General features: G+C 48.6%; 27 protein-coding genes. 7 read left to right on the forward strand and 20 right to left on the reverse strand.

The window, feature by feature from the left end; translation table 11 throughout:
* Nucleotides 1-41 precede the first annotated feature (41 nt).
* From rsfS to LPB400_RS00710, 3 genes are read right to left on the reverse strand one after another with little or no spacing between them, the layout of a single operon-like run.
* Nucleotides 42-428, reverse strand: a complete 387-nt coding sequence (gene rsfS, locus LPB400_RS00700; protein ID WP_002246503.1) for a ribosome silencing factor — start codon at nucleotides 426-428, stop codon at nucleotides 42-44.
* A gap of 58 nt (nucleotides 429-486) precedes the next feature.
* Entirely contained in the window at nucleotides 487-1,092 is a 606-nt protein-coding gene (gene nadD, locus LPB400_RS00705; protein ID WP_219089112.1) for a nicotinate-nucleotide adenylyltransferase, read from the reverse strand.
* Nucleotides 1,093-1,110: 18 nt separating this feature from the next.
* Nucleotides 1,111-1,695, reverse strand: coding sequence for a beta-class carbonic anhydrase (locus tag LPB400_RS00710; RefSeq protein ID WP_070461258.1), 585 nt, complete (start codon nucleotides 1,693-1,695; stop codon nucleotides 1,111-1,113).
* A gap of 123 nt (nucleotides 1,696-1,818) precedes the next feature.
* Here LPB400_RS00710 and LPB400_RS00715 point away from each other — a divergent pair, with 123 nt between their 5' ends.
* Entirely contained in the window at nucleotides 1,819-2,709 is an 891-nt protein-coding gene (locus LPB400_RS00715) for an NUDIX hydrolase (RefSeq protein ID WP_219089113.1), read from the forward strand.
* 15 nt (nucleotides 2,710-2,724) lie between these two features.
* Complete coding sequence (locus tag LPB400_RS00720; RefSeq protein ID WP_219089116.1) at nucleotides 2,725-3,666, forward strand: ABC transporter ATP-binding protein; 942 nt, start codon at nucleotides 2,725-2,727, stop codon at nucleotides 3,664-3,666.
* 191 nt (nucleotides 3,667-3,857) lie between these two features.
* On the opposite strand, the gene LPB400_RS00725 is transcribed toward LPB400_RS00720, so the two are convergent.
* The 6 genes from LPB400_RS00725 to LPB400_RS00750 all read right to left on the reverse strand — a co-directional run bounded on the left by LPB400_RS00725 (nucleotide 3,858) and on the right by LPB400_RS00750 (nucleotide 13,486).
* The gene (locus LPB400_RS00725; protein WP_225905462.1) at nucleotides 3,858-5,366 is read right to left on the reverse strand and encodes an AIPR family protein; all 1,509 of its coding nucleotides are present in this window, start codon (nucleotides 5,364-5,366) and stop codon (nucleotides 3,858-3,860) included.
* Between the two features lie 245 nt (nucleotides 5,367-5,611).
* The gene (locus LPB400_RS00730) at nucleotides 5,612-8,443 is read right to left on the reverse strand and encodes a valine--tRNA ligase (protein ID WP_070461262.1); all 2,832 of its coding nucleotides are present in this window, start codon (nucleotides 8,441-8,443) and stop codon (nucleotides 5,612-5,614) included.
* A gap of 96 nt (nucleotides 8,444-8,539) precedes the next feature.
* Nucleotides 8,540-9,349, reverse strand: a complete 810-nt coding sequence (gene zupT / locus LPB400_RS00735; protein ID WP_002220178.1) for a zinc transporter ZupT — start codon at nucleotides 9,347-9,349, stop codon at nucleotides 8,540-8,542.
* 180 nt (nucleotides 9,350-9,529) lie between these two features.
* Nucleotides 9,530-10,786, reverse strand: a complete 1,257-nt coding sequence (locus LPB400_RS00740; RefSeq protein ID WP_070461263.1) for a D-amino acid dehydrogenase — start codon at nucleotides 10,784-10,786, stop codon at nucleotides 9,530-9,532.
* 83 nt (nucleotides 10,787-10,869) lie between these two features.
* Nucleotides 10,870-12,261 carry an alanine/glycine:cation symporter family protein gene (locus LPB400_RS00745; RefSeq protein WP_070583787.1) on the reverse strand — a complete coding sequence of 464 codons (1,392 nt, stop codon included), beginning with the start codon at nucleotides 12,259-12,261 and terminating at the stop codon, nucleotides 10,870-10,872.
* Between the two features lie 367 nt (nucleotides 12,262-12,628).
* Nucleotides 12,629-13,486 (reverse strand): ATP-grasp domain-containing protein, encoded by an 858-nt coding sequence (locus LPB400_RS00750; protein ID WP_107792386.1) that lies wholly within the window; start codon nucleotides 13,484-13,486, stop codon nucleotides 12,629-12,631.
* 126 nt (nucleotides 13,487-13,612) lie between these two features.
* On the opposite strand from LPB400_RS00750, the gene LPB400_RS00755 reads away from it, so the two are divergent.
* The 5 genes from LPB400_RS00755 to LPB400_RS00775 all read left to right on the forward strand — a co-directional run bounded on the left by LPB400_RS00755 (nucleotide 13,613) and on the right by LPB400_RS00775 (nucleotide 17,748).
* Entirely contained in the window at nucleotides 13,613-14,848 is a 1,236-nt protein-coding gene (locus LPB400_RS00755; RefSeq protein ID WP_225905461.1) for an FAD-binding domain-containing protein, read from the forward strand.
* Between the two features lie 147 nt (nucleotides 14,849-14,995).
* Complete coding sequence (gene minC, locus LPB400_RS00760; protein WP_004520214.1) at nucleotides 14,996-15,715, forward strand: septum site-determining protein MinC; 720 nt, start codon at nucleotides 14,996-14,998, stop codon at nucleotides 15,713-15,715.
* Nucleotides 15,716-15,741: 26 nt separating this feature from the next.
* Entirely contained in the window at nucleotides 15,742-16,557 is an 816-nt protein-coding gene (minD, locus tag LPB400_RS00765; RefSeq protein WP_219089118.1) for a septum site-determining protein MinD, read from the forward strand.
* Between the two features lie 3 nt (nucleotides 16,558-16,560).
* Nucleotides 16,561-16,824: a cell division topological specificity factor MinE gene (gene minE, locus LPB400_RS00770; RefSeq protein ID WP_003680625.1), complete on the forward strand. Its 264-nt coding sequence runs from the start codon at nucleotides 16,561-16,563 to the stop codon at nucleotides 16,822-16,824.
* Between the two features lie 3 nt (nucleotides 16,825-16,827).
* Nucleotides 16,828-17,748, forward strand: a complete 921-nt coding sequence (locus LPB400_RS00775) for a hydrogen peroxide-inducible genes activator (protein ID WP_049330768.1) — start codon at nucleotides 16,828-16,830, stop codon at nucleotides 17,746-17,748.
* Nucleotides 17,749-17,902: 154 nt separating this feature from the next.
* Here LPB400_RS00775 and LPB400_RS00780 read toward each other — a convergent pair whose 3' ends face one another.
* The 11 genes from LPB400_RS00780 to LPB400_RS00830 form a co-directional block, all read right to left on the reverse strand.
* Entirely contained in the window at nucleotides 17,903-18,859 is a 957-nt protein-coding gene (locus LPB400_RS00780) for an IS110 family transposase (RefSeq protein ID WP_219089119.1), read from the reverse strand.
* Nucleotides 18,860-19,155: 296 nt separating this feature from the next.
* Complete coding sequence (locus LPB400_RS00785) at nucleotides 19,156-20,334, reverse strand: zonular occludens toxin domain-containing protein (RefSeq protein WP_219089121.1); 1,179 nt, start codon at nucleotides 20,332-20,334, stop codon at nucleotides 19,156-19,158.
* Between the two features lie 9 nt (nucleotides 20,335-20,343).
* Nucleotides 20,344-20,634: a DUF2523 domain-containing protein gene (locus LPB400_RS00790; RefSeq protein WP_063068743.1), complete on the reverse strand. Its 291-nt coding sequence runs from the start codon at nucleotides 20,632-20,634 to the stop codon at nucleotides 20,344-20,346.
* 9 nt (nucleotides 20,635-20,643) lie between these two features.
* Nucleotides 20,644-22,119, reverse strand: coding sequence for an IgG-binding virulence factor TspB family protein (locus LPB400_RS00795; RefSeq protein WP_219089123.1), 1,476 nt, complete (start codon nucleotides 22,117-22,119; stop codon nucleotides 20,644-20,646).
* A complete protein-coding gene (locus LPB400_RS00800; protein WP_225905460.1) occupies nucleotides 22,112-22,324 on the reverse strand; it encodes a hypothetical protein in 213 nt (70 codons plus the stop codon). Before LPB400_RS00800 ends, LPB400_RS00795 begins: the two co-directional genes overlap by 8 nt.
* Nucleotides 22,325-22,547: 223 nt before the next feature.
* Nucleotides 22,548-22,823, reverse strand: coding sequence for a hypothetical protein (locus LPB400_RS00805; protein WP_219089127.1), 276 nt, complete (start codon nucleotides 22,821-22,823; stop codon nucleotides 22,548-22,550).
* Nucleotides 22,824-22,835: 12 nt separating this feature from the next.
* Nucleotides 22,836-23,054, reverse strand: coding sequence for a major capsid protein (locus tag LPB400_RS00810; RefSeq protein WP_107810723.1), 219 nt, complete (start codon nucleotides 23,052-23,054; stop codon nucleotides 22,836-22,838).
* A gap of 85 nt (nucleotides 23,055-23,139) precedes the next feature.
* Nucleotides 23,140-23,343 (reverse strand): hypothetical protein, encoded by a 204-nt coding sequence (locus LPB400_RS00815; protein ID WP_063075624.1) that lies wholly within the window; start codon nucleotides 23,341-23,343, stop codon nucleotides 23,140-23,142.
* 13 nt (nucleotides 23,344-23,356) lie between these two features.
* Nucleotides 23,357-23,668 carry a hypothetical protein gene (locus LPB400_RS00820; protein WP_070836706.1) on the reverse strand — a complete coding sequence of 104 codons (312 nt, stop codon included), beginning with the start codon at nucleotides 23,666-23,668 and terminating at the stop codon, nucleotides 23,357-23,359.
* A 12-nt stretch (nucleotides 23,669-23,680) separates the two neighbouring features.
* Nucleotides 23,681-24,982, reverse strand: coding sequence for a replication initiation factor domain-containing protein (locus LPB400_RS00825; RefSeq protein ID WP_219089657.1), 1,302 nt, complete (start codon nucleotides 24,980-24,982; stop codon nucleotides 23,681-23,683).
* 22 nt (nucleotides 24,983-25,004) lie between these two features.
* Nucleotides 25,005-25,235: a hypothetical protein gene (locus tag LPB400_RS00830; protein WP_219089129.1), complete on the reverse strand. Its 231-nt coding sequence runs from the start codon at nucleotides 25,233-25,235 to the stop codon at nucleotides 25,005-25,007.
* Between the last annotated feature and the right edge of the window lie 43 nt (nucleotides 25,236-25,278).

Genomic DNA, 25,278 nt, shown 5'->3' on the forward strand with positions numbered 1-25,278 from the left:
TGCTTTCAAGTTTCAGACGGCCTTTGTATGGATAAACCGTTTTAGTCGGCGGCGTGCCAAGGTTTTTGCATACCGGCGTGGAAACTCGGTTTTTCTCCGCCCCACAAGGTGTCGATGTCGTAGAAGTCGCGCACGGCAGGGAGCATGACGTGGACAACGAGGTCGCCTGCGTCGACGAGCGTCCATTCGCCGCTGTCGCCTTCGGTGCTGAGGATTTCGAAACCGGCTTCTTTTAAATCGACGGCAACGTTGTTGGCCAGTGCTTTAACTTGGCGTGTGCTGTCGCCGCTGGCAATAATCATGCGGGCGAACAGGGAAGTTTTGTCTTGGGTTTCCAAAACGGAGATGTCTTTGGCTTTGATGTCTTCGAGGGCGTTTACGGCCACTTCGACCATTTTTTGCAGGTCTTGCAATTCTTGTTCGTTCATTATTTTCCTAGTTGAAATGTTTTCAGACGGCATTATAGCTTATCTGCCTGAATAAACGCTATTTTTCATAGAGTTTGTGTTGGCGGATGTATTGGGCAACGGGTTGAGGCAGGCCGTCTGAATGGTGCGTTTTGGCGAGACTGGCACGGATTTGGGTGGAGCTGGTGTTATGCAGCGGCGCGTTGAGGATGCGGACGCTGCCGTTTTGCAGGGCTTCACCGAGCCATGCGTGCAATTCGCGCGGTGTTTTGTTGAGGTTGTCGCCCTGGCGCATGGCGACGGCGATATGGGTCTGGCGCACGAGGGTTTGCCATTTTTTCCATGTGTGCAGCTGCATCAGGCTGTCGCTGCCCATCAACCACCACAGTTGCGCGCCGGGAAACTGCTGGCGGAAGATTTGGACGGTGTCAAACGTATAGGTCGCGCCGTTGCGGATGATGTCGCAGTCGCTGGCGGCGAATTTCGGCTCGTCGGCGATGGCGAGTTCAACCATATTGAGGCGCTCTTGTGCCGGCGTGCGCGTGCTGTCTTTGTGGTACGGGTCGCCTGCCGGCAGGAAGACGACAAGATCCAAACCGATTTCGTCGGCGAAGGCGCGGGCGATGTGGAGGTGGCCGTTGTGGATGGGGTCAAACGTGCCGCCGAATAATCCGATGTTTTTCATTTCGTGGTGGTGTCTGCGTTAGATGTTTTGGCCGTCTGAAGCAGGCAGGCTGCCGTCAACAATCAGGTTGAGCTTGCCTGTGGTCGGGTGGATGACCAGGCCGTGGATGGCGATGTTGTCGGGCATCAGCGGATGTTTGCGAATCAGCTCGACGGTATGGCGCACGCTGTCTTCGACGTTGTCAAAACCGGTCAGCCAGCCGTCCAAATCGATACCGGCGTTGCGCAGGGTTTCGATGCGGTCGTCGGGGATATTGCTGTCGTGTACGCGCTGGAGGAACTCTTCGGCATGCAATCCGCGCATACCGCAGTCGTGGTGGGCAATGACCATGATTTCTTTGACTTTGAGTTCAAATACGGCGACCAACAAACTGCGCATCACCGAACCCCAAGGGTGGGTCACCAGCGCGCCGGCGTTTTTGATGAGCTTGGCATCGCCGTTTTTCAAGCCTAAAGCATTGGGCAACAATTCGATAATGCGTGCATCCATGCAGGAAAGAATGGCCAGCTCGCGGCCGGGGTATTTGTTGGTGAAATATTTTTCGTACTCGCCCGATTCAACGAAACGTTGGTTGTAGGAAAGGATATCGGTCAATTCACTCATGATGATGTGCTCGTTTCGGATGATTTACTCTATTATAGCGGTTTTCAAGGGGTATGGTTGTTTTGCAAATTCGCCGTAAACGGCTAAAATCGACGTATCTTTAGTTCTTTTGGAGGATGCGCCATGTCTCAGTCTTTCCGTTTTGAACAGGTATTCTCACCCGATATCCACAACGCATTGTGGGATTGGGCGCAGACAAGCTATGGCGCATCCGACGATTGGTGCATTCTGTATCTCAACGGCCTGCCTTTAGGCCGTCTGAACCCGTTATGGCGCGAACGCCTCGGGCAAGATTGGACAGGCAGGCAGTCGACCCTTTCAGACGGCCTGAATTTGGAAACCGACAGCTGGGCGGAAATGGGCGACAGTTTGCAAATGCTGGCGCAACAATGGTGCGAATGCGGTTGGCTCAAAGGTTGGCGCGATGAAAAGTTTGACATCTGCGACCAGTCGGGCAAGCCTTTATGCGCACTCGAACGCGCCGCCTTCCGTCCGTTCGGCCTAATGAGTCAGGCAGTGCATTTGAACGGATTGGTCGAAACAGAAGACGGTTTGCGCTTTTGGATAGGCCGCCGCAGTCCGCACAAAGTCGTCGATCCAAACAAACTCGACAACCTGACCGGAGGCGGCATCAGCAGCGGCGAGATGCCGTCTGAAGCCGTCTGCCGCGAAGGCGAAGAAGAAGCAGGCATTCCCGCTTCTATGACACCCCATATCCGACCGACCGCCCAGATATACAGTTTGCGCCCCGTTAATCGCGGTGTCCACAACGAAATCCTGTATATCTTCGACATCGTCCTACCCGAAGGCTTCCAACCCGCCAATCAAGACGGCGAAGTTGCCGGTTTTGAACTGATGGACATCCCCACCCTGATCGATGCCATGTTGGGCGGACACATGATGCACGATGCCCAGTTGGTCACGATCGAAGCCTGCCGGCGATACGGCCTGATCAACCCCAAACATCCGCTGTCCGCATGGCTCGACAGCATCCATTGCCGACCCCATTTTTAAAGGCCGTCTGAAACCATGTTGCAACTCAAAAACATCAACAAACGCTTCGGCAGCAAAACCGTTGCCCAAGACATCAACCTAAACGTCGAAGCAGGCGAAATTCTCGCCGTACTCGGCCGCTCCGGCTGCGGCAAATCCACCCTGCTCAAAACCATCGTCGGCCTGGTGCGTCCCGACAGCGGCGAAGTCTGGCTCAACGGCGACAACATCACCGACATGCCGTCTGAAAAACGCAATATCTCGCTGATGTTTCAAGACTACGCCCTTTTGCCGCATTTAACCGCCCTCGACAACGTCGGCTTCGGCCTCAAAATGCGCCGTCTGCCCAAAGCCGAAATTGAAGAACAATCCATGCAGGCCTTGCGCGACATCAGTTTGGAACACGAAGCCCAACGCAAACCCGAAAGCCTCTCCGGCGGCGAACAGCAACGCCTCGCCATCGCACGCGCCCTCATCACGCGCCCGTCGCTGTTGCTCTTGGACGAAGCCTTCTCCAGCCTCGACACCCACCTGCGCCACCACCTGCGCACCCTGACCGCCGAACGCATCCGCAGTCAAAACATCCCCGCCATCCTCGTGACCCACTCCGCCGAGGAAGCCTGCACCATGGCCGACACCATCGCCATCATGCACGAAGGCCGCATCCTCCAACACGGCACGCCGGAAACCCTTATCCGCCGCCCCGTCAACGCCCAAGCCGCCCTACTGCTCGGTTTGGCCAACACCGGCGACACACGCTACATCCCCCAACACGCCATCCGATTCGACCCGAACGGCACAGCCGTCCGCATCAGCGAAGCCATTCCTCTCGCCGAAGGCATACGCCTCACCCTCACCCATCCGCAATACGGCGATTTAATTTGGTATCCCCATGCCGACCACGATACGGACAAACCGCAAACCGGACAGGAAATCAGCATCAGCGTGGATGAAAATCAGATTGTTTGGTTTGATTGAATGTGATGGATTAAAAAAAAGAAAAAGGCCGTCTGAAAAGCAACAAACACCGTCATTCCCGCGCAGGCGGGAATGACGGCGGATGGGTTTGGGGCGGGGGAAAGGTTTCAGGCTGACTTGGGAAGGGCAGCCTGAAAATGGGGAGGCCGTCTGAAAGACGGATTCAGACGGCCTCCCCATTGGTTAGTCGGTTACTTCAAGTAATTAATTAAATCTCCACGTCTAAACGTGGCGGCAAGTTGTTGTAAAGAAATTTCTGAGCTATCGTTGTAAAGTGCAGCAAGTGCCTGCCGGATGTCCTGTATTGCTGCTTGAAGGTAAGCTTCGCCCTTTTCATCCAGCCGTGCCTGCAAAGAAACGAAATTTTGATGATTAACCAAATCAAATGATGCCAATCCTGAATCTGCAAGAAGTTTCCTGCCAATCTGCATGGCAATAAAACAGGAAGCATAACGGACAAAGTCGGGATCATTTTCCTGCGGGCGTTTTCTTCTGTTCTCTGCCATACGGTAAATCAATACGGACAATACCGCCTGCGCCCCGTTCAAATTATCGAAAATTTCGCCATACAATTTACCAAAATGCTCCTTGGTGAAAAATTTCGCCTGCTGGGGTTTTTCTTTGACAACCGAAAGTACCGCTTCGGCAACCGTGCCTGATGTAATATCGTTTTTTCCTGCTTCCTGGCTACGCTTGCGTCGGTAGGTGTAACCCAACTCTGCAATCGATATCTCCAAACGCTGCTGCTGGGGATCGTTGGCTCTCAAATCCTTCAAATCCACAGGATTTTGGCTGTTGGTGGCATGGGTGATTTTCATAACCAAATCGTTTTGCTCTTTTGGCAGCTCGTAGATGCGCACCAACACGCTGGCATTGTCCGAAATATCGGAAAAATCTGCTATTGCGTTCATCAGGGTCATGGATGTCTGACCGCCGTTTACAATCTGCAAATCCGTAACATTGACCTGGTAATCGGATGTCTGCAAGGCATTATAGGAAAAACTTCTGCATATCAAAGTCAGCCCGTTATTGTAAAAATAGAAATTATCCGGCTCGTGTTGCAGGGTTCTTTGGATATCCTGATTAACGCGGTTTCCTGTCAAACCGAGATAACGGCGGATATTCCTTTCCAGTAGTTTTTCGCCATGCTGTCTCATTAATTGGGCAATTTCTTTAACAGGAATCCGCCCGATACAGACGCGGCTGAAATTCATATCTTCAATTACTGCTTTGCCTTTCAGCCGCAATACGGCATCGACAGGTTTTGTGCGGCTACGGATAGCCAGCAGGGTTTCATGGTTGGCATACTCCCATGACACTTGGGATACAGATTGAAATTCGCGGTCAATATCGGTTTGCGCTTCCCGGTTCCATTTCAGCCCGTTGTTGCAGGCGATAACCCGAATCTGCGGTATCTGCCCGTCCCGAATACGTGAGCGGATATCTTCGACTTTGGCTTTCAAGCGCATATTGATGCCGCCCAAATCGGCAGCCGGATTAAACAGATATTGAACGGCCTTGATTAATTTTTCTATGCCGGTTTGTGGGAAATTTTTATTTCCGTCCAAACTCTTGGCGTATTTTGACTGGATAAGGACAACGGAAAATTCCCCATCGTTTTCTTCATCTATATAAACAGCATCCGTTCCAAAATCTCCGCCTCCGTCAACCAGACAATCCAAGGCTGTTTCTTCATCCAAATCCAAAATGTCTTTGATACAGATAAAAGTAAACAGGGCGGATTTGAGTTTGTCCGTGTCATTTGGGTTGATGTTCAAAATTTGGCATACTTCATCTTTGGTTTCCTGCGGAATACCTAAAAGCTGTTGGTCTAAAATAGAAGCAGCGATATCCATGATAGTCTCCGTACATTTTTGAATTTTTAAAATATGAAAGCTGTGTTTCGGCCTGAAAACCACTCCACCGTTTTCAGGCTGCCTTCCAATCACCCTCTCAACTTCGCCAATTGCCCTTCCACTTTCCCCATCTTATCCATCAACTCCGCCAATTCCGCCTTATCCTTCTCCACCAGATGTGCGGGGGCTTTGTCCACATAGCCGGGTTTGGAGAGTTTGGCGTTGAGTTTGTCCAAGGCTTTTTGCAGCTTCTCGGCTTCTTTGCTCAAACGGGCGGTTTCGGCGGCTTTGTCGATTTCGACTTTCAGCATCAGGCGCGCGCCGTTGCAGACGGCGACAGGTGCGTCTTCCGCTTCCGGCAAGCTGTCCACCAGCTTGGCTTCGGTCAGTCGGGTCAGCGACGGCAGGTATTTGAGCAGGCCTTCGAGTTCTGCGTTGCCTTCGACAAAGAGCGGCGCTTTGACGTTTGGCGCGATACCCATTTCGCCGCGTAGTTTGCGCACTTCTTCCACCAAGTCTTTCAATGCGGCCATTTTATCGAAGGCCGTCTGAACGATTTTCTCTTTATCGGCTTGCGGATAGGCGGCCAACATGATGCTGTCGGCGGTTTTGGCATTCGCCAGAGGCGCAACGACCTGCCACAGCTCTTCGGTAATGAACGGCATGATTGGGTGCAGCAGGCGCAGGATGGTTTCGAGTACGCGCACGAGGGTGCGGCGTGTGGTGCGCTGGGTTGTCGGGCAGCCGGTTTGGATTTGCACTTTTGCCAGCTCGATGTACCAGTCGCAATATTCGTTCCACACAAATTCGTACAGCGTTTGCGCGGCAAGGTCAAAGCGGTAGGTTTCAAAGGCTTCGGCAACGGCGGCTTCGGCTTGTTGCAGTTTGCCGATAATCCATTGGTCGGCGAAGGTAAACGCCAACGGCTGCATTTCGTCTTGACCGCAGTCTTTGTCTTCGGTGTTCATCAACACGAAGTTGGTGGCGTTCCACAATTTATTGCAGAAGTTGCGGTAGCCTTCGGCGCGCTTGAAGTCGAAGTTCACGCTGCGACCGAGGCTGGCGTAGCTCGCCATGGTGAAGCGCAAGGCGTCCGCGCCCATGCTGGGGATACCTTCGGGGAAGAGTTTTTTCGTGGCTTCTTCCACTTTCGGCGCGGTTTCGGGTTTGCGCAGACCGGTCGTGCGTTTCACTAGCAGCTTGTCCAAGTCGATGCCGTCGATCAAATCCACAGGGTCGATGACGTTGCCTTCGGATTTGGACATTTTTTTGCCTTCGTGGTCACGCACGATGCCGTGGATGTACACGTCTTTAAACGGTACTTTGCCGGTGAAGTGTGTGGTCATCATAATCATACGCGCCACCCAGAAGAAGATGATTTCGTAGCCTGTTACCAAGACGTTGGACGGCAGGAAGGCTTTGAGTTCGTCGGTTTCAGACGGCCAGCCGAGCGTGGAGAACGGCACGAGCGCGGAGGAGAACCATGTATCCAATACGTCTTCTTCGCGGGTCAAGCCTGTTTTGCCGGCTTGTTTTTCGGCTTCTTCCTGATTGCGGGCAACGTAAACATTGCCTGCTTCGTCGTACCACGCGGGGATTTGATGGCCCCACCACAGTTGGCGCGAAATACACCAGTCTTGGATGTTGTTCATCCATTGGTTGTAGGTATTGACCCAGTTTTCAGGGATAAAACGTACCGCGCCGCTATCAACGGCTTTTTTGGCTTTGTCGGCCAGGCTCAAACCTTTGAACTCGCTGTCAGGCTCGCCGCCGTTTGGCGTGGCGGACATAGCGACAAACCATTGGCTGGTCAGCATCGGCTCAATCACGGAACCGGTACGGTCGCCTTTCGGCGTCATCAGCGTGTGCGGTTTGATTTCGACCAAGAAACCTTGTTCCTGCAAATCGGCAACCATTTGTTTGCGCGCGGCAAAGCGGTCTAAGCCTGCGTATTTTTCAGGCAGGGCAAAGCCTGGTTGCGCTTCGCCTTTGAAGTTAAACACTTCGGCGTTTGCCAGCACTTTGGCTTCCAAATCAAACACATTAATCAGGCGCGTGTCGTGGCGTTTGCCGACTTCGTAGTCGTTGAAGTCGTGCGCAGGCGTGATTTTCACGCAGCCGGTACCGAAGTCTTTTTCGACGTATTCGTCGGCAATCACGGGGATGGTGCGGCCGGTCAGCGGCAGGATTAATTCCTTGCCGATCAAATGCGTATAACGTTCGTCTTCAGGATTGACGGCAACGGCCACGTCGCCCAACAGCGTTTCAGGGCGGGTGGTCGCCACGATAACGGCTTCGGCGGGATTGTCCGCCAGCGGATAGCGGATGTGCCACATAGAGCCTTGTTCTTCCACGCTTTCCACTTCCAAATCAGATACTGCCGTACCCAAAACCGGATCCCAGTTCACCAAGCGTTTGCCGCGGTAAATCAAGCCTTGTTCATACAGACGCACAAACACTTCGGTTACGGTTTCGGCGCGCACGTCGTCCATCGTGAAATACTCACGCGTCCAGTCGGCAGAGCAGCCCACGCGGCGCATTTGTTGGGTAATCGTACCGCCGGAAACTTCTTTCCATTCCCACACTTTTTCCAAGAATTTCTCGCGGCCCAAGTCATGACGGGACACGTTTTGCGCGGCAAGTTGACGCTCGACCACGATTTGCGTGGCAATGCCCGCGTGGTCGGTGCCCGGAATCCAGGCGGTGTTGCAGCCTTTCATGCGGTAGTAGCGGGTTAGACCGTCCATGATGGTTTGGTTGAAGGCATGGCCCATGTGCAGCGTACCGGTTACGTTGGGCGGCGGCAGTTGGATGGAGAAAGACGGTTTGGTCAAATCCATATCAGGCTGGAAATAGCCCTGCTCTTCCCAGTTTTGATAATGTTTGGATTCGATTTCGGCTGGATTGTATTTGTCTAACATGATGGAACTTTGTGAAATTAAGGTTATTTTTGATGTGCGGATTATAACGCAAAAAGGCCGTCTGAATCATTTCAGACGGCCTTTGGCATACGGGTTTTAAAAACGGAACAATACCAGGCTGACGGCAATCACCGCCATACCCGTTGTCAGGCCGTAAACGGTTTCATGGCCGTCTGAATAGCGTTTGGCGGCCGGCAGCAGCTCGTCCAACGCCAAAAACACCATCACACCAGCTATCACGCCGAACACCGAACCGAACACGGCAGGCGATAAAAACGGCTGCAAAACCAAATAGCCCAAAGCCGCCCCCAAAGGCTCGGCCAAGCCGGATAGCAGACACGCCCATACCGTTTTCTTACGGCTGCGGGTGGCAAAATAAACCGGCGCGGCGATGGAAATGCCCTCCGGAATATTATGGATGGCAATCGCCAAGGCCAAAGGCATCCCGACCGCCGGATTTTCCAAGGTGGCAAAAAACGTCGCCAAGCCTTCGGGGAAATTGTGCGCCGTAATCGCAAACGCCGCCATCATACCGACTCGCGCAATATGGCGGCGTTTGCTTTCTTGAAAAGACGGGTCTTGCGCATCTAAGGTTTCATGCGGGTTCGGCACCAGGCGGTCAATCAGTGCGATGCCGCCCATACCGGCCAAAAATGCCATGGTCGCCGCCGCAAACGCGTGGTCTTTATCATAAATTTCAGCGAACGCCTCGCTGGACTTACTGAAAATTTCCGTCAGAGAAACATAAACCATCGCACCGCCGGCAAATGCCAAACCAAACGACAACACGCGCGGATTAGGCGTTTTGGAAAACATCACCAAGCCGCTGCCTAATACGGTAAACAAACCGGCAGCCAACGTGATGGAAAAGGCAACGGCCAAATTGGACATCGAAAAATCGGGCATGAGAAGACCTGCGCTAAAAGCTGGGACAGGTTCAGACTAACACTTTTTAATGCGCATGATAATAGTTATTATTTATTTTATTGATTAGGTACACAGATTTTGAAACAAAAGGCCGTCTGAAAAATAATTTTCAGACGGCCTTTAAATTTGAAATGCCGCTAAACCTTATCGCTTTCCAGCTTAAGCCTGATAACGCGACAGGCTCAAATCGTCGCTTCGGATTTCGGTATCTTTGCCGCTCACGATATCGGCGGTTAATTTTGCCGAACCCAGCGACATGGTCCAGCCCAAAGTACCGTGGCCGGTATTCAGGAAGAGATTATCAAAGCGGGTGCGCCCGATTAGCGGTGTGCTGTCGGGCGTCATCGGTCTGAGACCGCTCCAGAACAATGCTTGTTTCAAATCGCCGCCTTCGGGGAACAAGTCGTTGACGACCAAAGCCAAGGTTTCGCGGCGTTTTTCGGGCAGTTTGATTTCGTAGCCAGACAATTCCGCCATGCCGCCGACGCGGATTCTGTTGTCAAAGCGCGTGATGGCGACTTTGTAGCTTTCATCTAAAACGGTGGAAACCGGTGCGCCGTCTGAGTTTGTGACGGGCAGGGTCAAGGAATAGCCTTTGACGGGATAAATCGGCAGATTGAGATCCAACTGCGCCAACACAGTCCTGCTGAAGCAGCCGAGCGCGCAGACAACGGCATCTGCTTCAAACCGCCCTGTTTCGGTTTCAACGGCTTTGATGCGCAGCCCGTTGTGGTCGATGCGGCTGATGGTTTGGTTGAAGTGGAACTGTACGCCCTTTTCCTGACACAATTTGTATAGGTTTTCAGTGAAGAGGTGGCAGTCGCCGGTCGCATCCGCAGGCAGGTGCAGGCCGCCGGCAATTTTTGCGGTAACGCGTGCCAGCGCAGGCTCAAACTCGGCGCATTCTTCGGGTTTCAGACGGCGGTACGGCACGCCGTAGCGTTCCAAAACGGCAATGTCTTGTTCTGCCGCTTCGACTTCTTTAGCCTGACGGAAAATCTGCAACGTCCCTTTTTTGCGCCCTTCAAAATTCATGCCGGTTTGCGCTTCAAAACGGCGGAACATTTCTCGGCTGTATTCAGAAATCCTGACCATGCGCTCTTTGTTGATTTGATAGCGCGCGGCCGTGCAGTTTTGCAGCATTTGCCACAGCCATTCGATTTGATACAGGCTGCCGTCAGGGCGAAACAGCAAAGGCGGATGGCTTTTAAACAGCCATTTCAGCGCTTTGGTCGGAATACCGGGAGCAGCCCACGGCGTGGTATAGCCGTAAGAAAGCTGGCCTGCATTGGCAAAACTGGTTTCCATCGCCACACCCTCGGCGCGGTCGATGACTGTTACTTCATGTCCTGCCTCTGCCAGATACCACGCGGAAGATACGCCGGCAACACCAGCACCTAAAACAAGCACTTTCATTTTTCTCCTCCTCTGACTTTTTTCCAAACAGACTTAATATACATCGGGCCGTCTGAATATTCAGATTCAGACGGCCTTGGACATTAATGCGGCAATTCGCCGTTTTTGATTTTTTGTTTGAAGTCGCGCGTTTCATTGACGATGACTTTCGCCATCAACAAAAGCGCAATCAGGTTGGGCAACGCCATCAAGCCGTTGAATGTGTCCGAAGCCAGCCACACCAAATCAAGGCTCAACACGGTTCCCAGCATAACCGAAGAAACATAACCAACGCGGTACAAACCGGCAAACTTCTCGCCGAAGACGTAAACCGCGCATTTCTCGCCGTAATAACACCAGCCGAGAATGGTTGAGTAGGCAAAGAAAATCAGGCCGATGGTGACAATCCAGCCGCCGATGCCGGGCAGCATTTTTTGGAAAGTGACGGTTGTCAGCGCCGCGCCGCTCAATTCAGGTTTCACAAACTCGCCGCCTGCGCCGAGCAGACCCATGACCAACACGATACCGGTAATCGAACAAACGACGATGGTGTCCAAAAACGTACCGGTCATGGAAACCAATGCCTGACGGACGGGGTGGTCGGTTTTCGCGGCGGCGGCGGCAATCGGCGCAGAACCCATGCCCGCTTCATTGGAGAACACACCGCGCGCCACGCCGTAGCGGATGACCGTACCGATGGCACCGCCAGCCACGGCTTGCGCGCTAAACGCATCGGAGAAAATCAGTTTGACGGCAGGCATCAGTGCGTCAGAATTCACGACAATAATGGAAATACCGCCCACTACATAAAACACTGCCATGGCAGGTACGATAAAGGACGCGGCTTTGGCAATGCCCTTAATGCCGCCCAAAAGCACAATGGCCGTTAATACAGTCAATATTACGCCGGTGTAGGCAGGTTCGACACCAAAGCTGGTTTGCACTGCCTGTGCAACCGAGTTGGACTGCACCGAGCTGCCGATACCGAAGGAAGCGAATGTGCCGAACAGTGCAAACGCAACGGCCATCCATTTCCAGTTTTTGCCCAAGCCTTTTTCGATGTAATACATCGGGCCGCCGGACATTTCACCTTTGGAATTGGTCACGCGGTATTTCACCGCCAACACGCCTTCGCCGTATTTGGTGGCCATGCCGAAAATGGCGGTCATCCACATCCAAAATACTGCGCCCGGGCCGCCGGTTACCACCGCAGTTGCCACACCGGCGATGTTACCCGTACCGATGGTGGCGGACAGCGCGGTCATCAACGCCGCAAAATGGGAAATATCGCCTTCGTGGTCTCCGCCGTCTTCATGCTTCTTTGACGGCACAAACGCCTGTTTCAGCGCATAACCCAACATGGTGAACTGCAAGCCTTTCAGCAAAACGGTCAGCAAAATGCCCGTACCGACCAGCAGCATCAACATAATAGGTCCCCAGACCCAGCCGCTGATGGTTTCGAAAAAGGCTTTGAGATTGTCTAAAAACAATTGCATGGCTTTCTCCTTTGTCTGTTTTATTTTTTTATGCACTACTTTTTGTAGTGTCATGTAATTTCAGCACAGAATATTCAATAAGACAATATCTTTCTTTTTAAAAAGATTTTTGAGGTTTTACCCTAAAAAGATATCTATTTAGACCGGTCAGATTGTTTACAATCCGCTAAAAATAAAGGCTGCGGCCGAGATAAAATGCCAAATGAAAGTTAATCAACCATTAATTAAGACTGCATCAATTAAAATGACACAATCGACAAATGGCACATTATTGAAAAATACAAACACGCAAATCTTGCTTTAAAAAAGCCTCAGGCCGTCTGAAAGATGGTTTTCAGACGGCCTGATGCTTGTTAACTATATTGATTCAGGTTGATGAATGTTGCCCAAGTAACTGCGCCAACAGTCGGGCAAAGCGTTCTGTCGCGCCTTCGCTGGTGTGCAAATACAGGGCTGGCTCGATGAGTTCCAATTCATTGAGCAGGAAGGTATCGCCGACCAATGTACCGTCCACTCGGGCGTAAACCGGCATTTGCGGCAAAGCGGCCAGTACGTCTTGTGCGGCACTGATGGCAAACTCGGGTGGCTCAATACCGAACACCGACACACCATAGGCCGAGTTGGCGCGCCATTCGCCTTGCGGCGGCTGACGGCGTACGGCATGGCTGAATATGCCGTTGAAAAACACCAGCGAGGTTTCACCCACCGTTTCGATTTCGCGGATATACGGTTGAACAATCATACCTTGCGGATAATCCACCATATCCACGTCCAATTCCTCCGCACAAACTTTGACCACGCCTTTGCCGCTCTGCCCGAATGCAGGCTTGATGACCGCGTTCGGCCATCCTTGTTGGTTCAGGATGTCGGACAATTCAGCTTTTTGCGGCGGAACGAACACGCTGGGAATCACTTGCGCGCCGCGTTCTGCTAAATCACACAAATAAGTCTTTTCCATATTCCAAGCCATCAGCTCGGGCGGATTGATAAAACGCTGCCCCGCCCGCTCGGCTTGTTCCAGCCATTGGCGGAAGGCTTCGGGTTCGGCGGCATAATCCCATGCACACAAAGGCAGTAAAAACGGCGCGGACGGATGGTTTTGCCACGCATCAAATACGGTTTTCACGCCCATGCTTTCCAAGCATGCCGCCAATGTTTTCAGGTTGTCCGATGGTTCGGGATAAGTTTGGCAGGTAATGAGTGCCAAAACGGTTTGCTCGGTCATGGTTGCCGCCTCGTTGCTAAAACCAAAATTATATAGCGAAATCAAACCAAAAGATTTTTCAGACGGCCTGATACAGGAGGCCGATTCTGATAAAATGGTTTTCCCCTTTTCCGTCGGAACATGCTCATGAAATCTGCCCACGTCCTTGTCTGGTTCCGCCGCAACCTCCGCCTGCACGACAATGCCGCGCTTAATGCCGCCGTTGCAAGCGGTTTGCCCATCGCCTGCGTCTGGGTCAGCCAAAGGCCGTCTGAAAACCACAATCCGCGTCAAAGCCTGTTCCACTATCAAGCCGCGCAAGAGCTGCATACCCGTCTGGCGGCACACCATATTCCTTTATATGTCGTTGCCTCCGACGAAGACCTCCTCCCCTTGGCTGCTGCGCTTAATGCCCATACCGTTATCACAGATGAAGCCTACACCGAAGCCGAAATCCGCCAAGACAACCACCTCTGGCACAATTTCGACCGAGCAGGCATTGCCCTGCAACACGCCAACGACCGCGGCATTTTGGCCAAATCCCCCCTCATGGATGCCAACGGCCTGCCCTACACCGATTTTGTCGCCTATAAACAGGCATGGTTGCAGGCTTATTCAGGACAAAGGCCGTCTGAAACCGAATTGTCTGTTCAAACCGAACAAAACGTTCCACTGTTTCCAGCCCATACCGGCGCAGTATTGCCTGCCTATCAGCAGGGCGGCGAAACCGCAGCCTTAACGCAATGGCACGCGTTCAAACAGAATTTGGTTCACTACCCGATTACTCAAAATTTTCCGGCACGAAAAAACACCAGCCTCCTCAATGCCTACCTGTCCGCAGGCTGCATTTCACCGCGCCTGCTGGCCGCCGAAGGCTTGGCAAACCGACATTTCGAGTGGCTGGACAAGCTTATTTTCCGCGACTACTGCTACCAGCTCGCCTACCACCGCCGCCTGCCCGAAACAACCGATGCCGCTCCGGTACGCAAATACTGGCGACACGGCCAAACCGGCGTGCCCATCATCGACGCCTCCATCCGCGGCCTCAAAGCCACCGGCCACTTACACCCCGTTCTCCAGCAGCTGTGTGCCCACTATTTCTGCCATGCGCTCAACCTTGACCCCAACCAAGGCATCGCATGGACAGCCTCCGTCCAAACCGGCACCGACCCCGCGCTCAACCAAGCCAACTGGCACCTCGCCGCACAAGACACGGCCACCGTCCGCTATGCCCACCGTTCACATCAAATCGACCCCGACGGCAGCTACATCCGCAGTTACCTCCCCGAATTGGCGCACCTACCGTCCACCCTCATCCACACGCCGTGGGCAGCCGCCGACGACATCGACACACACGGCTACCCCTTCCCCAAGGCCGTCTGAAACCTGGGTTCACACCAAAAAACCACACTAAATACAGCTGAAAAACGTTCAAACAAAATATTTTGGTTTCAGACGGCCAAACAGATTGAATAGCCAAGATTTACACGGTAAACTTACGTCATTAAAAAATTTTATTATTTCATTACAATGAAACCCGCATTCGACATAAAAACGTCACGTTTGGACGTCTTATCCATCCATCTGCACACCGCAGATCTAACAGAATTGGAAGAATTCCTGCGCCAACTGGCAGGCCAATCTCAAGACGAATTCGTTCCCTTCATTTTAGACGTACAAGATTTCGACCACCCCGAATCCATCGATTTGGGCGGCATGATTTCCCTGTTTGCCCGTTACGGCATGCAAATTTTAGGGCTGCACCACACCAGCGACACATGGGCGGCAGCAGCGGCGCGTTATCATTTGGTATTCAAACAAGGTAACTCCACCCAGGCAGCCGACACACAGGCAGCGCCTACCCCGCGCCAAGCACCACAGCCGCAAGACGTACAAGCCACCGTTATCAACAATCCGACCGTATTGGTCAGCACGCCCGTGCGTACCGGCCAGCAGGTTTACGCTGAAAACGGCGACCTCATCGTTACCGGCATCGTCAGCCAAGGTGCGGAACTTATCGCCGACGGCAACATCCATATTTACGCCCCCATGCGCGGCAGAGCGTTGGCCGGTGCCAAAGGCAATACCAACGCGCGCATCTTTATTCATTCCATGCAGGCCGAATTAGTCTCCGTTGCCGGTATCTACCGCAACTTCGAGCAAGACCTGCCCGAGCATCTGCACAAAAAACCCGTACAAGTATCATTGCAAGACAACCGACTGGTTATCAGCGCAATCGACGCCGAATAAACATCAGTACTTAAAAAGGAAATATCGTGTCCAAAATCATCGTAGTAACTTCAGGTAAAGGCGGCGTGGGCAAGACCACTACCAGCGCCAGCATCGCAACCGGCCTGGCCCTGCGCGGCCACAAAACTGCCGTGATCGACTTCGACGTCGGTTTGCGCAACCTTGACCTGATTATGGGTTGCGAACGCCGCGTCGTATATGACCTCATCAACGTTATCCACGGCGAAGCGACTCTCAACCAAGCCCTGATTAAAGACAAAAACTGCGAAAACCTCTACATCCTGCCTGCATCGCAAACCCGCGACAAAGACGCGCTGACCCGCGAAGGCGTGGACAACGTGATGAAAGAGCTGGCCAGCAAAAAAATGGGCTTCGAATTCATCATCTGCGACTCCCCTGCCGGTATCGAACAAGGCGCACTGATGGCGCTCTACTTTGCCGACGAAGCCATCATTACCACCAATCCGGAAGTATCCAGCGTCCGCGACTCCGACCGTATCTTGGGCATTTTGCAAAGCAAATCCCGCAAAGCCGAACAAGGCGATACTGTTAAAGAGCACCTGCTGATTACTCGCTACTCCCCTGAGCGCGTGGCCAAGGGCGAAATGCTGTCTGTACAAGATATCTGCGACATCTTGCGTATTCCGTTGATCGGTGTGATTCCTGAATCACAAAACGTCCTGCAAGCTTCCAACGCCGGCGAACCTGTCATCCACCAAGACAATGCCGCAGCAGCAGAAGCCTACAAGGACGTTATCGCCCGCCTCTTGGGTGAAAACCGCGAAATGCGTTTCCTCGAAGCTGAGAAGAAAAGCTTCTTAAAACGACTGTTCGGAGGTTAATACATGTCACTGCTCGATATGCTGTTCGGCAGAAAGCCGAAAACCGCCACCGTCGCGCGCGACCGCCTGCAAATCATCATCGCGCAAGAACGCGCACAAGAAGGCCAAGCTCCGGACTATCTGCCGACCCTGCGTAAAGAGTTGTTGGAAGTCCTGTCCAAATACGTCAACGTATCATTGGACGACATCCGCATCTCCCAAGAGAAACAAGACGGCTTGGACGTTCTTGAGCTGAACATCACCCTGCCGGAACAAAAAAAGGCTTAACACATGACCTTGACCGAATTGCGTTACATCGTAGCCGTCGCACAAGAACGTCACTTCGGACGTGCCGCACGACGCTGCTTTGTCAGCCAGCCCACCCTCTCCATCGCCATTAAAAAGCTGGAGGAAGAGCTGTCGGTATCCCTGTTCGACCGTAGCAGCAACGACATCATCACAACCGAAGCGGGCGAGCGCATTGTCGCCCAAGCCCGCCGGGTTCTGGAAGAAGCAGAACTCATCAAGCACCTTGCCAATGAAGAGCAAAACGAATTGGAAGGTGCGTTCAAACTCGGCCTGATTTTTACCGTTGCCCCCTACCTTCTGCCCAAGCTCATTACCGCGCTGCGTGAAACCGCGCCGAAAATGCCGCTGATGCTGGAAGAGAACTATACCCACATCCTGACCGAGTCGCTCAAACGCGGCGATGTCGATGCAATCGTCGTTGCCGAACCGTTCCAAGAGCCGGGCATCGTAACCGAGCCTCTGTATGACGAACCTTTCTTCGTCATCGTTCCAAAAGGACATCACTTTGAAGAACTCGATGCCGTTACGCCTCAGCTTTTGGGCGAAGAACAAGTGTTGCTGCTGTCCGAAGGCAACTGTATGCGCGACCAAGTGTTGGCAAGCTGTTCCGAATTGGCTTCCAAACAAAAAATCCAAGGTTTGACCAATACCCTGCAAGGCAGCTCCATCAACACCATCCGCCACATGGTTGCCAGCGGTTTGGCCATCAGCGTCATGCCGGCTACCGCATTGACCGAAAACGACCACATGCTTTTCAGCATTATCCCGTTTGAAGGTACTGCACCGCACCGCCGTGTCGTTTTGGCCTATCGCCGCAACTTTGTCCGTCCGAAAGCACTGACTGCTTTGCGCACTGCCATTTTGCAATCGCAACTGACCGGTGTAACGTTCGTCAACGAATAAACCGCAAAACAAAAGATGATATATTGACATGTCAATTATTAAAATAAGTTAATTTCTTATCTTTATGTTTTTAATGAATATTTAGTTATTGCATTTTCAATAGAAACGACAAAGAACGGCTGTTTTTACAGCCGTTTTGTTTTGTATAAATTCGTTAAACCGTCTGATGTCGCGCTTTATCAAACGGCTTTTTAGTCTTGTGTATATAAAAGGCGATTTTTGCCAATTTCCGCATTAGTGCAACGATGATTATCATCTTAGGCTTTTTTGCCGCTTCCAAATTTCTGACAAGTTGAGGAAATGCATTCATGCGGTAGGCAACAAGGGCAGGCATAAACAAGGCGCGTTTTAATTGTCGGTGTCCGTATCGGCTCAATCTGCCTTTTTTATTGACACTTGTCCCTGATTGTTCAATTTTTGGACTTAGGCCGGCAAAGGCTACAAATTTATTCGCTGTTTCAAAATTTTTATCTGTAAGGTGTCTTAGTAGGATCACTGCGGTTTCTTTTCCTATTGCCGGGATAGTTTGAAGGTTTTGATATTCGATATTTAGACTTTCTTTCTGCTTTATCATGCCTTCTATCCGCTTTGATGTCTGATCTATTTTTTCTTCAAGCAGTTCTATGATTGCTTCATGGGTTGATTTTATGTATATGTCTTTTGCGGTATGCAGCCTGTTTTGTGTTTCTTTTTGCTGCTCTTTTAGTTGTTGCAGCAAATTAACCAGCTTATAGAGTATGGGATTTTCAGACGGCCTAAACGGTGTCAGTTTGTCTAAATGGCGGTTTGCAAATTCGGCGATAAGTTTTGAATCTGCTTTGTCTGTTTTAGTATGGCTAAACTGACTTTTTGCATATTCTTTGATTTTTAAGGGATTAATAACAAAGATCGTATATAGCGCGCTCAAATATTCTGCCGCCTGTTCATAGTAAATGCCTGTTGCTTCCATACTTATGGCAATTTTTCTAATTCGTTTTGTTTTTATCCAATTAATCAGATTCTCAAATCCTTCTGTATTATTGGATATTTTTATATAGTCTTTGCTTCCTTTAGTTGTAATCAATGTTACGTCTATCGTGTCTTTAGATACGTCCAACCCTATTACATTCATTTCATTTTCCTTATTTATTCAGCCTGTAATGGCTATGATGATATTCAATCTTTAGGATGGTCAGACGATTCGGCATTTCTTTTCCTCAATTTTAGCTTTGGTCGACTTGCTGCCTAAACCGCCCGGGCTTTTATTTTGCGCTTAAACAAAAACCTGTAAACCGCCTCAAATAAAACGATTTACAGGTTTCAATTTAATTTACCCAATTTCAAAAAGGCGGGAGTTCCCGCACCCCATTGATATTTATTTAACCGTTGATTCCGCTTAGGCTACATCAACAATTAAATAAATATCTCTTAACTGCCGACCTTTGCACCATTTTGGAAGCCTGTTTTTTCGCCTGCTTCAACATAACCGTCATACATCAGGTTTTGAGGGCTTTTACCGCCCATTGTAAGAACTTGTCCATTTTCAGGCGTGTAAGCTGTCTGCGGTGCTGTTTGTGTCTGTTGTACGGTGTGCTGTTCATCCTTATAGGGATTGAAAGGAAGGCCATTTTTCACGTAATCCTTGCACATGGCTTTAGTAACTTCTTTTAGCGGCGTGCCTTGGGCGCTGTAACAAGTACAGCCACTATTACCACCTTCAACGCAACCGGCAATATATTCAAACGTTTTAACTTGTCTTACATTGTCATAAATGGGTTTACTTTCAGGTTTTTCAGCTAGAGTAGGTACAAAATCTTCAGGCTTAAGATTTGAATTTATATCTTGTGGACTTTTAGATTGATCAGTTTCATTGATTGCCTGCGGTTCACTTGCAGACGAATCAGAAACAGATTGAACTACTTCAGATTGTCCGCTACCTTGTTTATAAATCTGATAGACGTTGTAACCTTTCCAAGCCATAAAGGCAAAAATAGCTACTAAAGCCCAAACAGCAAGCGGAATGTTCTTTTTAAACTTCTGATGTTGGCTGGATGATTTGTAATATTTAAACGCTTCTTTTGGCGGCTTCCAGCTTGATGATTCAACGCCTGTTACTGCGGCAGGATTATCTAGACTGGTAACGCATTTGTACCAGGTATATTGCTTCATACCTACTGCTTTACGCTCAAGGTGCGTATGTTTTGACACGAGATTACGTACAAATACGTCAAGCTGACTTGGGTGCTGGGTCATCAAAATAACCGTATGGCCGTAATGGCGGAGTTCGGTTAATTCTTGGATATATGGCGGAACAGGACGACCGGCAGCACGAACAGGATAGGTATAGTGAGCTTCATCAACAATCAAGACGGCACCTTGCGGAATAATATCTCGCAACGGTGCAGACATGATTTCTTCTTCAGTAAGTTCATGCGCGTTAAATTTTCGTTTATCCAAACCGTCAATATGGCAGAAATAAAGCGGACGATCGACTTCCGTACCGTCTTCAAGCTTCATTTTAAATAAGCCGTCTTCGTTGTTCAGAATCATGGACACGACGCGCGATGTTTTGCCAGTACCCATATTCCCAGTAAATAAATAAATCATAACGCTACCTTACCTTGGCATAATAAAAGTTAATTTATTCAATGTATTCATTCCAATATAAAAGCTGAATGCGCCGAATAAATAACCGAGGCCTTGGCCAAAACCACCGATTAAAAGTAAATTTAGAATATCAGACGGCATAGAATTTATGGCATTCAAGGTGTAATCTTTAAATTTATTTAGCGCAATAATATAGCCTGCATATGTTACAAACGTCATGCCAGTAGCAATAATTATTCTGACAATTAGCATTTTGAGCAAAATTGCCAATAAAGGTATAAGACCTGCAAGTAATGGCATAAGTACCTCTTATTTCCTCAAAGACCCAAAAACAATAAAAGCTGACATGATAATGAATCCGAGCAGAACAGCAAAACGGACTTTTTCCATGAAAACGCAGAGCGGTTCATAGCTGATTTGTACCGGCTTTCCCCAAATGTTGAAACTTTTGGGTTGAGGACAAACGCCATTTGGCGGTAGGAAATCGTCTGACGACCATGTCCTATCATCGGTAGTTTGAGGAATACTTATAGCGTCAAACATTCCCTCTTCAGGCTTGCCCATTTTGTCACAGGCTAAAATATCTGGAAAAAAATCACAAAGTAAGCCTTTTGATTCTTCTTTCTTGTCATCTTTTTTATCTTCTTTTCTTTTATCTTTATCAGATGGATCATCATCCGGATCAGGTTTATCATCTGGACGTTTATCAGGCTTATCATCTGAATCGGGTTTATCATCATGTTTTTTATCGGGCTTTCCATCGGGATTAGGATTAGGATCTGGATCAGGCTTGGTATTGGGTGCTTCAGATCCGCCCGGTGTTAAATCAGGACGTTGAGTTGTAGCAACATTAGCGGTCGTATTGCCGTTTGAATCTTGACCGAAAGTAATTGTAATTTGCACCGGCTTGCCGTTTTCGGGTGTGAAAGGGCCAATGGTTACGACTGTACCGGCAGGGACTTTGATATTTTCTTTGTATTCAGGTTTACCAGCGCCTTCAACAAAGGGGGTAGGATTACGGTCAATTGAAGAGGTAGCAATTTGGAGAAATTTATCTTCATCAAGAAATTCTCTATGTAACCCTTTTTGTGGAGCATAAAAAAATCTTGTACCACTACTAATTTGACAAGAAACACCTTCAGACCAAAAACAAAATTGAAAATGGGCATCTGGATATCTTTTTTCTTTTATTTTTGGGAAAACATTTTTGAAATCTTTTTCAACCTGCATAATAAGAAGCTGCTGAGCTTCCTTTTCACTTTTACCTCCTAAAGACAAAGCACGAACAACAGATGAATCAACACCTACACAGGATTGGATAACAGGGTCATCTTGACATAATGCATCCGCGTAAGCTTTTAAAAATTCTTTAGAACTTTCATCATACTTATAACCTTCAGATTCAAGATCAGATTTAACAGCTTGATAAGCTTCGTAAGCAAAATAAGCAGCTGTACCCCAACCGCTTAAACGAGAACCTAAAGCTGCGCCACTTTTTACAAGTTTAAATGCGCCTGAAAGAACGGCTTTTCGGGATACTTGGGCTTCAACAGTTGCACTTACAGTTTGTTTTGACAAATAGCCTTCATATCTAGCCTTCATTGCCTCGGTTTGGAATTTTCTATACGAATTATCAGATACAGAACGCGCCCACGGTTTTTTATCCCAATGTTCAGTATGTTGTTTTGTATAAGTAATATTCTTTGAATTATTAACTTGAATTTCGCCAGCAATAGCAAAGCTAGAAGTAAATAAAACTAATAACGGAATGATAAATTTATTCATTTTTAACTTTTATTTTCTCTATTTTCTTATTCTCTATGGATTCATTTAAATCAGACATAAACTTAACCATATCAGGATCTTTAGGGCTTGGTTTTTTTGGAATTGTATTCATTAAATAAAAGTCATCATTATCAGAAAATTTAATATTAGATTTAGATTTTTTTTGAATAAAACCTAATAAATTAATAACTAGATACAATGCCATAATTGAATATCTAATTTCATTAGGAATAAAAATAATATTTAAAAAATGAAATGTATATATAATAAAAAAAACAAGATTAAAAATTCTAATAAACATAATGCTAACTTTCGTAATTTTTGCTGAAAGTTAGATTTTGCCATTACCCGAATAGGGTATCAATCCTTAAATAAAATCGCCCCTATCAAAACAGGTACCGCCAGCCCCAAGTAAAAATAGTAATCCATCATCTAAGAACCCTTTTCAAAATGGATACGAAATACACAGCGGCCATCACGCCGAATAAAAGCCAGCCTGTTTCCAAACCGCTTTTCAAATTGTCACTTGGATCGCATTTTGGCAAATCGGCTTTAATCGTCTGTCCGTTCAGTTTCCATAATGTGCCGTTGTATTCAGGTTTGATGATTTTGCCGTCTTGGGTTATTTGAGGTACTACCAAGCTGAAATAGACGTTTTCAGCTTGGCTTTGCTCAAGACATTTATTCCCGACTTGGTAGTACATCTTAATTACCTATTAGCGCAACAAGCGTTTAACGATGGCAATCACGAACAGGGCGGCAAAGACGCCGACTACCAACCAACCTGCTTCGAGGCCGTCAGTTTTAGCGGCTTCAATAGATGATTTTGCACCTTCATCAAGAGCGGCGTAGGCTTGTGTAGCCAAAGCCAGGGGAGCAGCGGCAACAACGGCCAGTTTTGCGCCGTATTTACGGCAAGTGTTCATCAATTTCATGATGTTTTCCTTTACGAAATGTTTAAAAAAATGTGTTTGCGGGCTATGTGAAGGTTTTAGAGACCGCCCGCCGAGCCTCTTAAACTTAATCTTCTTTTGTATAAAAACTGAAAATTAAAAATTCTCCGCCGATTTCTTCAATCGCCGAATTGAAAGCATCTTCATAACTTTCATATTGCCCGGCAGATTTAATGTTAGGCGTGAAACCAATATCGCCGAATGGATCGGGATAGATGAATTCATGATTTTCGAGTTCTTGAACAATAAATTTTTGCTGATACTTACTCATGATTCAGCCTTTCTTAGGCTTTGGGCGTTGCGCCTTTAACTTGGAAATCAAGCAATTTAGGAACAAGGCCTTTACCTGTTGATTCCATTGCTACGGTTACATCAACCGCGCATGGGAATTTAAGATTTTTCAGCTTGTCGAAATTATGGCTATCGCCAAATTTCATGCTTGCTGCGGTAAAACCCACAGCATTGCCGTTTGACGGCATGGGGCTGGCTACCAAAACTGTGCAAGAATCGATTTTGTTACCGTCGATTTCGCCTTTAAATTGTTTTGCACCCAAAAGAGTTGCTGAATACGTGGTTACTTGGCTTTGCTCAAACATTTTGAATTTCCTTTACTTGTTTAAAAAATTTGAAATAATTTTCTCTTCGAGTTCAATGTCTCGAATGTGTTGTTTTTCCCTGTCTTGTGGGAATGCGGTTTCTTTCTCATCAAGCAAATCATCAAGTAATGTTTGCATGTTCAAATCATCAATTGCTTTTTGCTCTTCGTGTATATACTGAATCTTTTGTGTCTGATCTCTACAGTCGTATTGTTCAGGTTGTAAACCTTTGGGATAACCTTCAATGCCTTTTACAAGTTCATCGACAATTTTTGTATCATCCCAGCCTATATCGCGGAGGAAATTAACCATCTTTCCAACCTGATTACGCGCATGGAACAGTTTATGATCGAAAGATAGATTTACTGTTTCTGTCTTGGCATCCATCCGCTTGGATTCTGTTTTGAATATCGCCGTACATATCGGATAAGCACCACCAAGATACGAACCGGGATAAATCAAAACATCTAAGGGTATTTCTATATCGCCTGCCCGAAATTCAGTTTCAAACCTGACCCATGGACTGTTGACATCGCCGAATTGTTTTCCTTTCTCATAAACACGGGTAAATTTGGAATTTCCGCGTTTGCCTACATAAAAGGTTTTGCCGCTACCATCATCATTACGCCATGCAGTACCGCGGCATTCGCTTTTTGGCCTCATGTTATGAACGTCAAAATGACCGTTATCATGATCAAGTAATGCCTGATCGGGTGTGTATTCGCCGTTAAAGAAATCATGGGCGACGTCAACACGGGTAATTTTTGGACGTATGCACTTACTTAAAAACTCATACAGTCGGTTTTCCCAACCGGGTATAGCAGCCTGACAACCTGTACCATTCAATTCAACCAGCATTGTTTCTCGCTGACCGCCATAATGAACCTTGCCATATTCGACGTTATCCGGGCCAAGTTGGTAACAGCTTTTATAGAAAAACTTTCCTTTGAACGGTAGTTTTTGGGTAATGCCAAAACCTAAAATTTCTTCTAACAGCTCGCTATACTTCACAACAAATTCTGTATCTGAAACCAATCCTTTACCTGTTACTTTGGGCAAACTGTCTTCGTGAATCGTTAAAGTGATTTGGTCAATAAATGCGCCGTCATCCCTTCCACGTCTTAACGGTATTTCGATGAATTTGCCTTTTCCATCCGATACAAAATGGCTGAAATATTCAAACTCAAAGTCTTGGTTATCCGATTTTTCCGCACCCTTCGGATTAGGGGTTTTATTTTGCTCCCCCCCTATTAGCCTAGGGGGGCAGCCTTCGGCGGTTGGCGCAGGATTGCCGTCCGCTAAAGCGGCCGCCATATCTGCGCCTACCGCCACGGCTTTATCTTCCCAAGATTTCACGGCTACATTCCTCATTCATCAATTCCCTTACTAAAAGTCTTCCGCATTCATTTGCAGCGTTTTCAGCTTTGTTTTTTAAAGCTGGATAAGAAATAGGAAAGCAAAGGGTTTTGACACATTGAGATTCATCATCTATATCCTTGAATACCTTGAGGATATACGCCTTTGGAAAAGATACTGGTTCTGGATTTACGGTGTAGAAAATAAGCATGATTAAAGCCCCTTCACTGGCTTAGTTAAGGGGCTTTACAAGA

It is taken from the genome of Neisseria perflava, from assembly GCF_019334725.1.
GTDB lineage: Bacteria > Pseudomonadota > Gammaproteobacteria > Burkholderiales > Neisseriaceae > Neisseria > Neisseria subflava_A.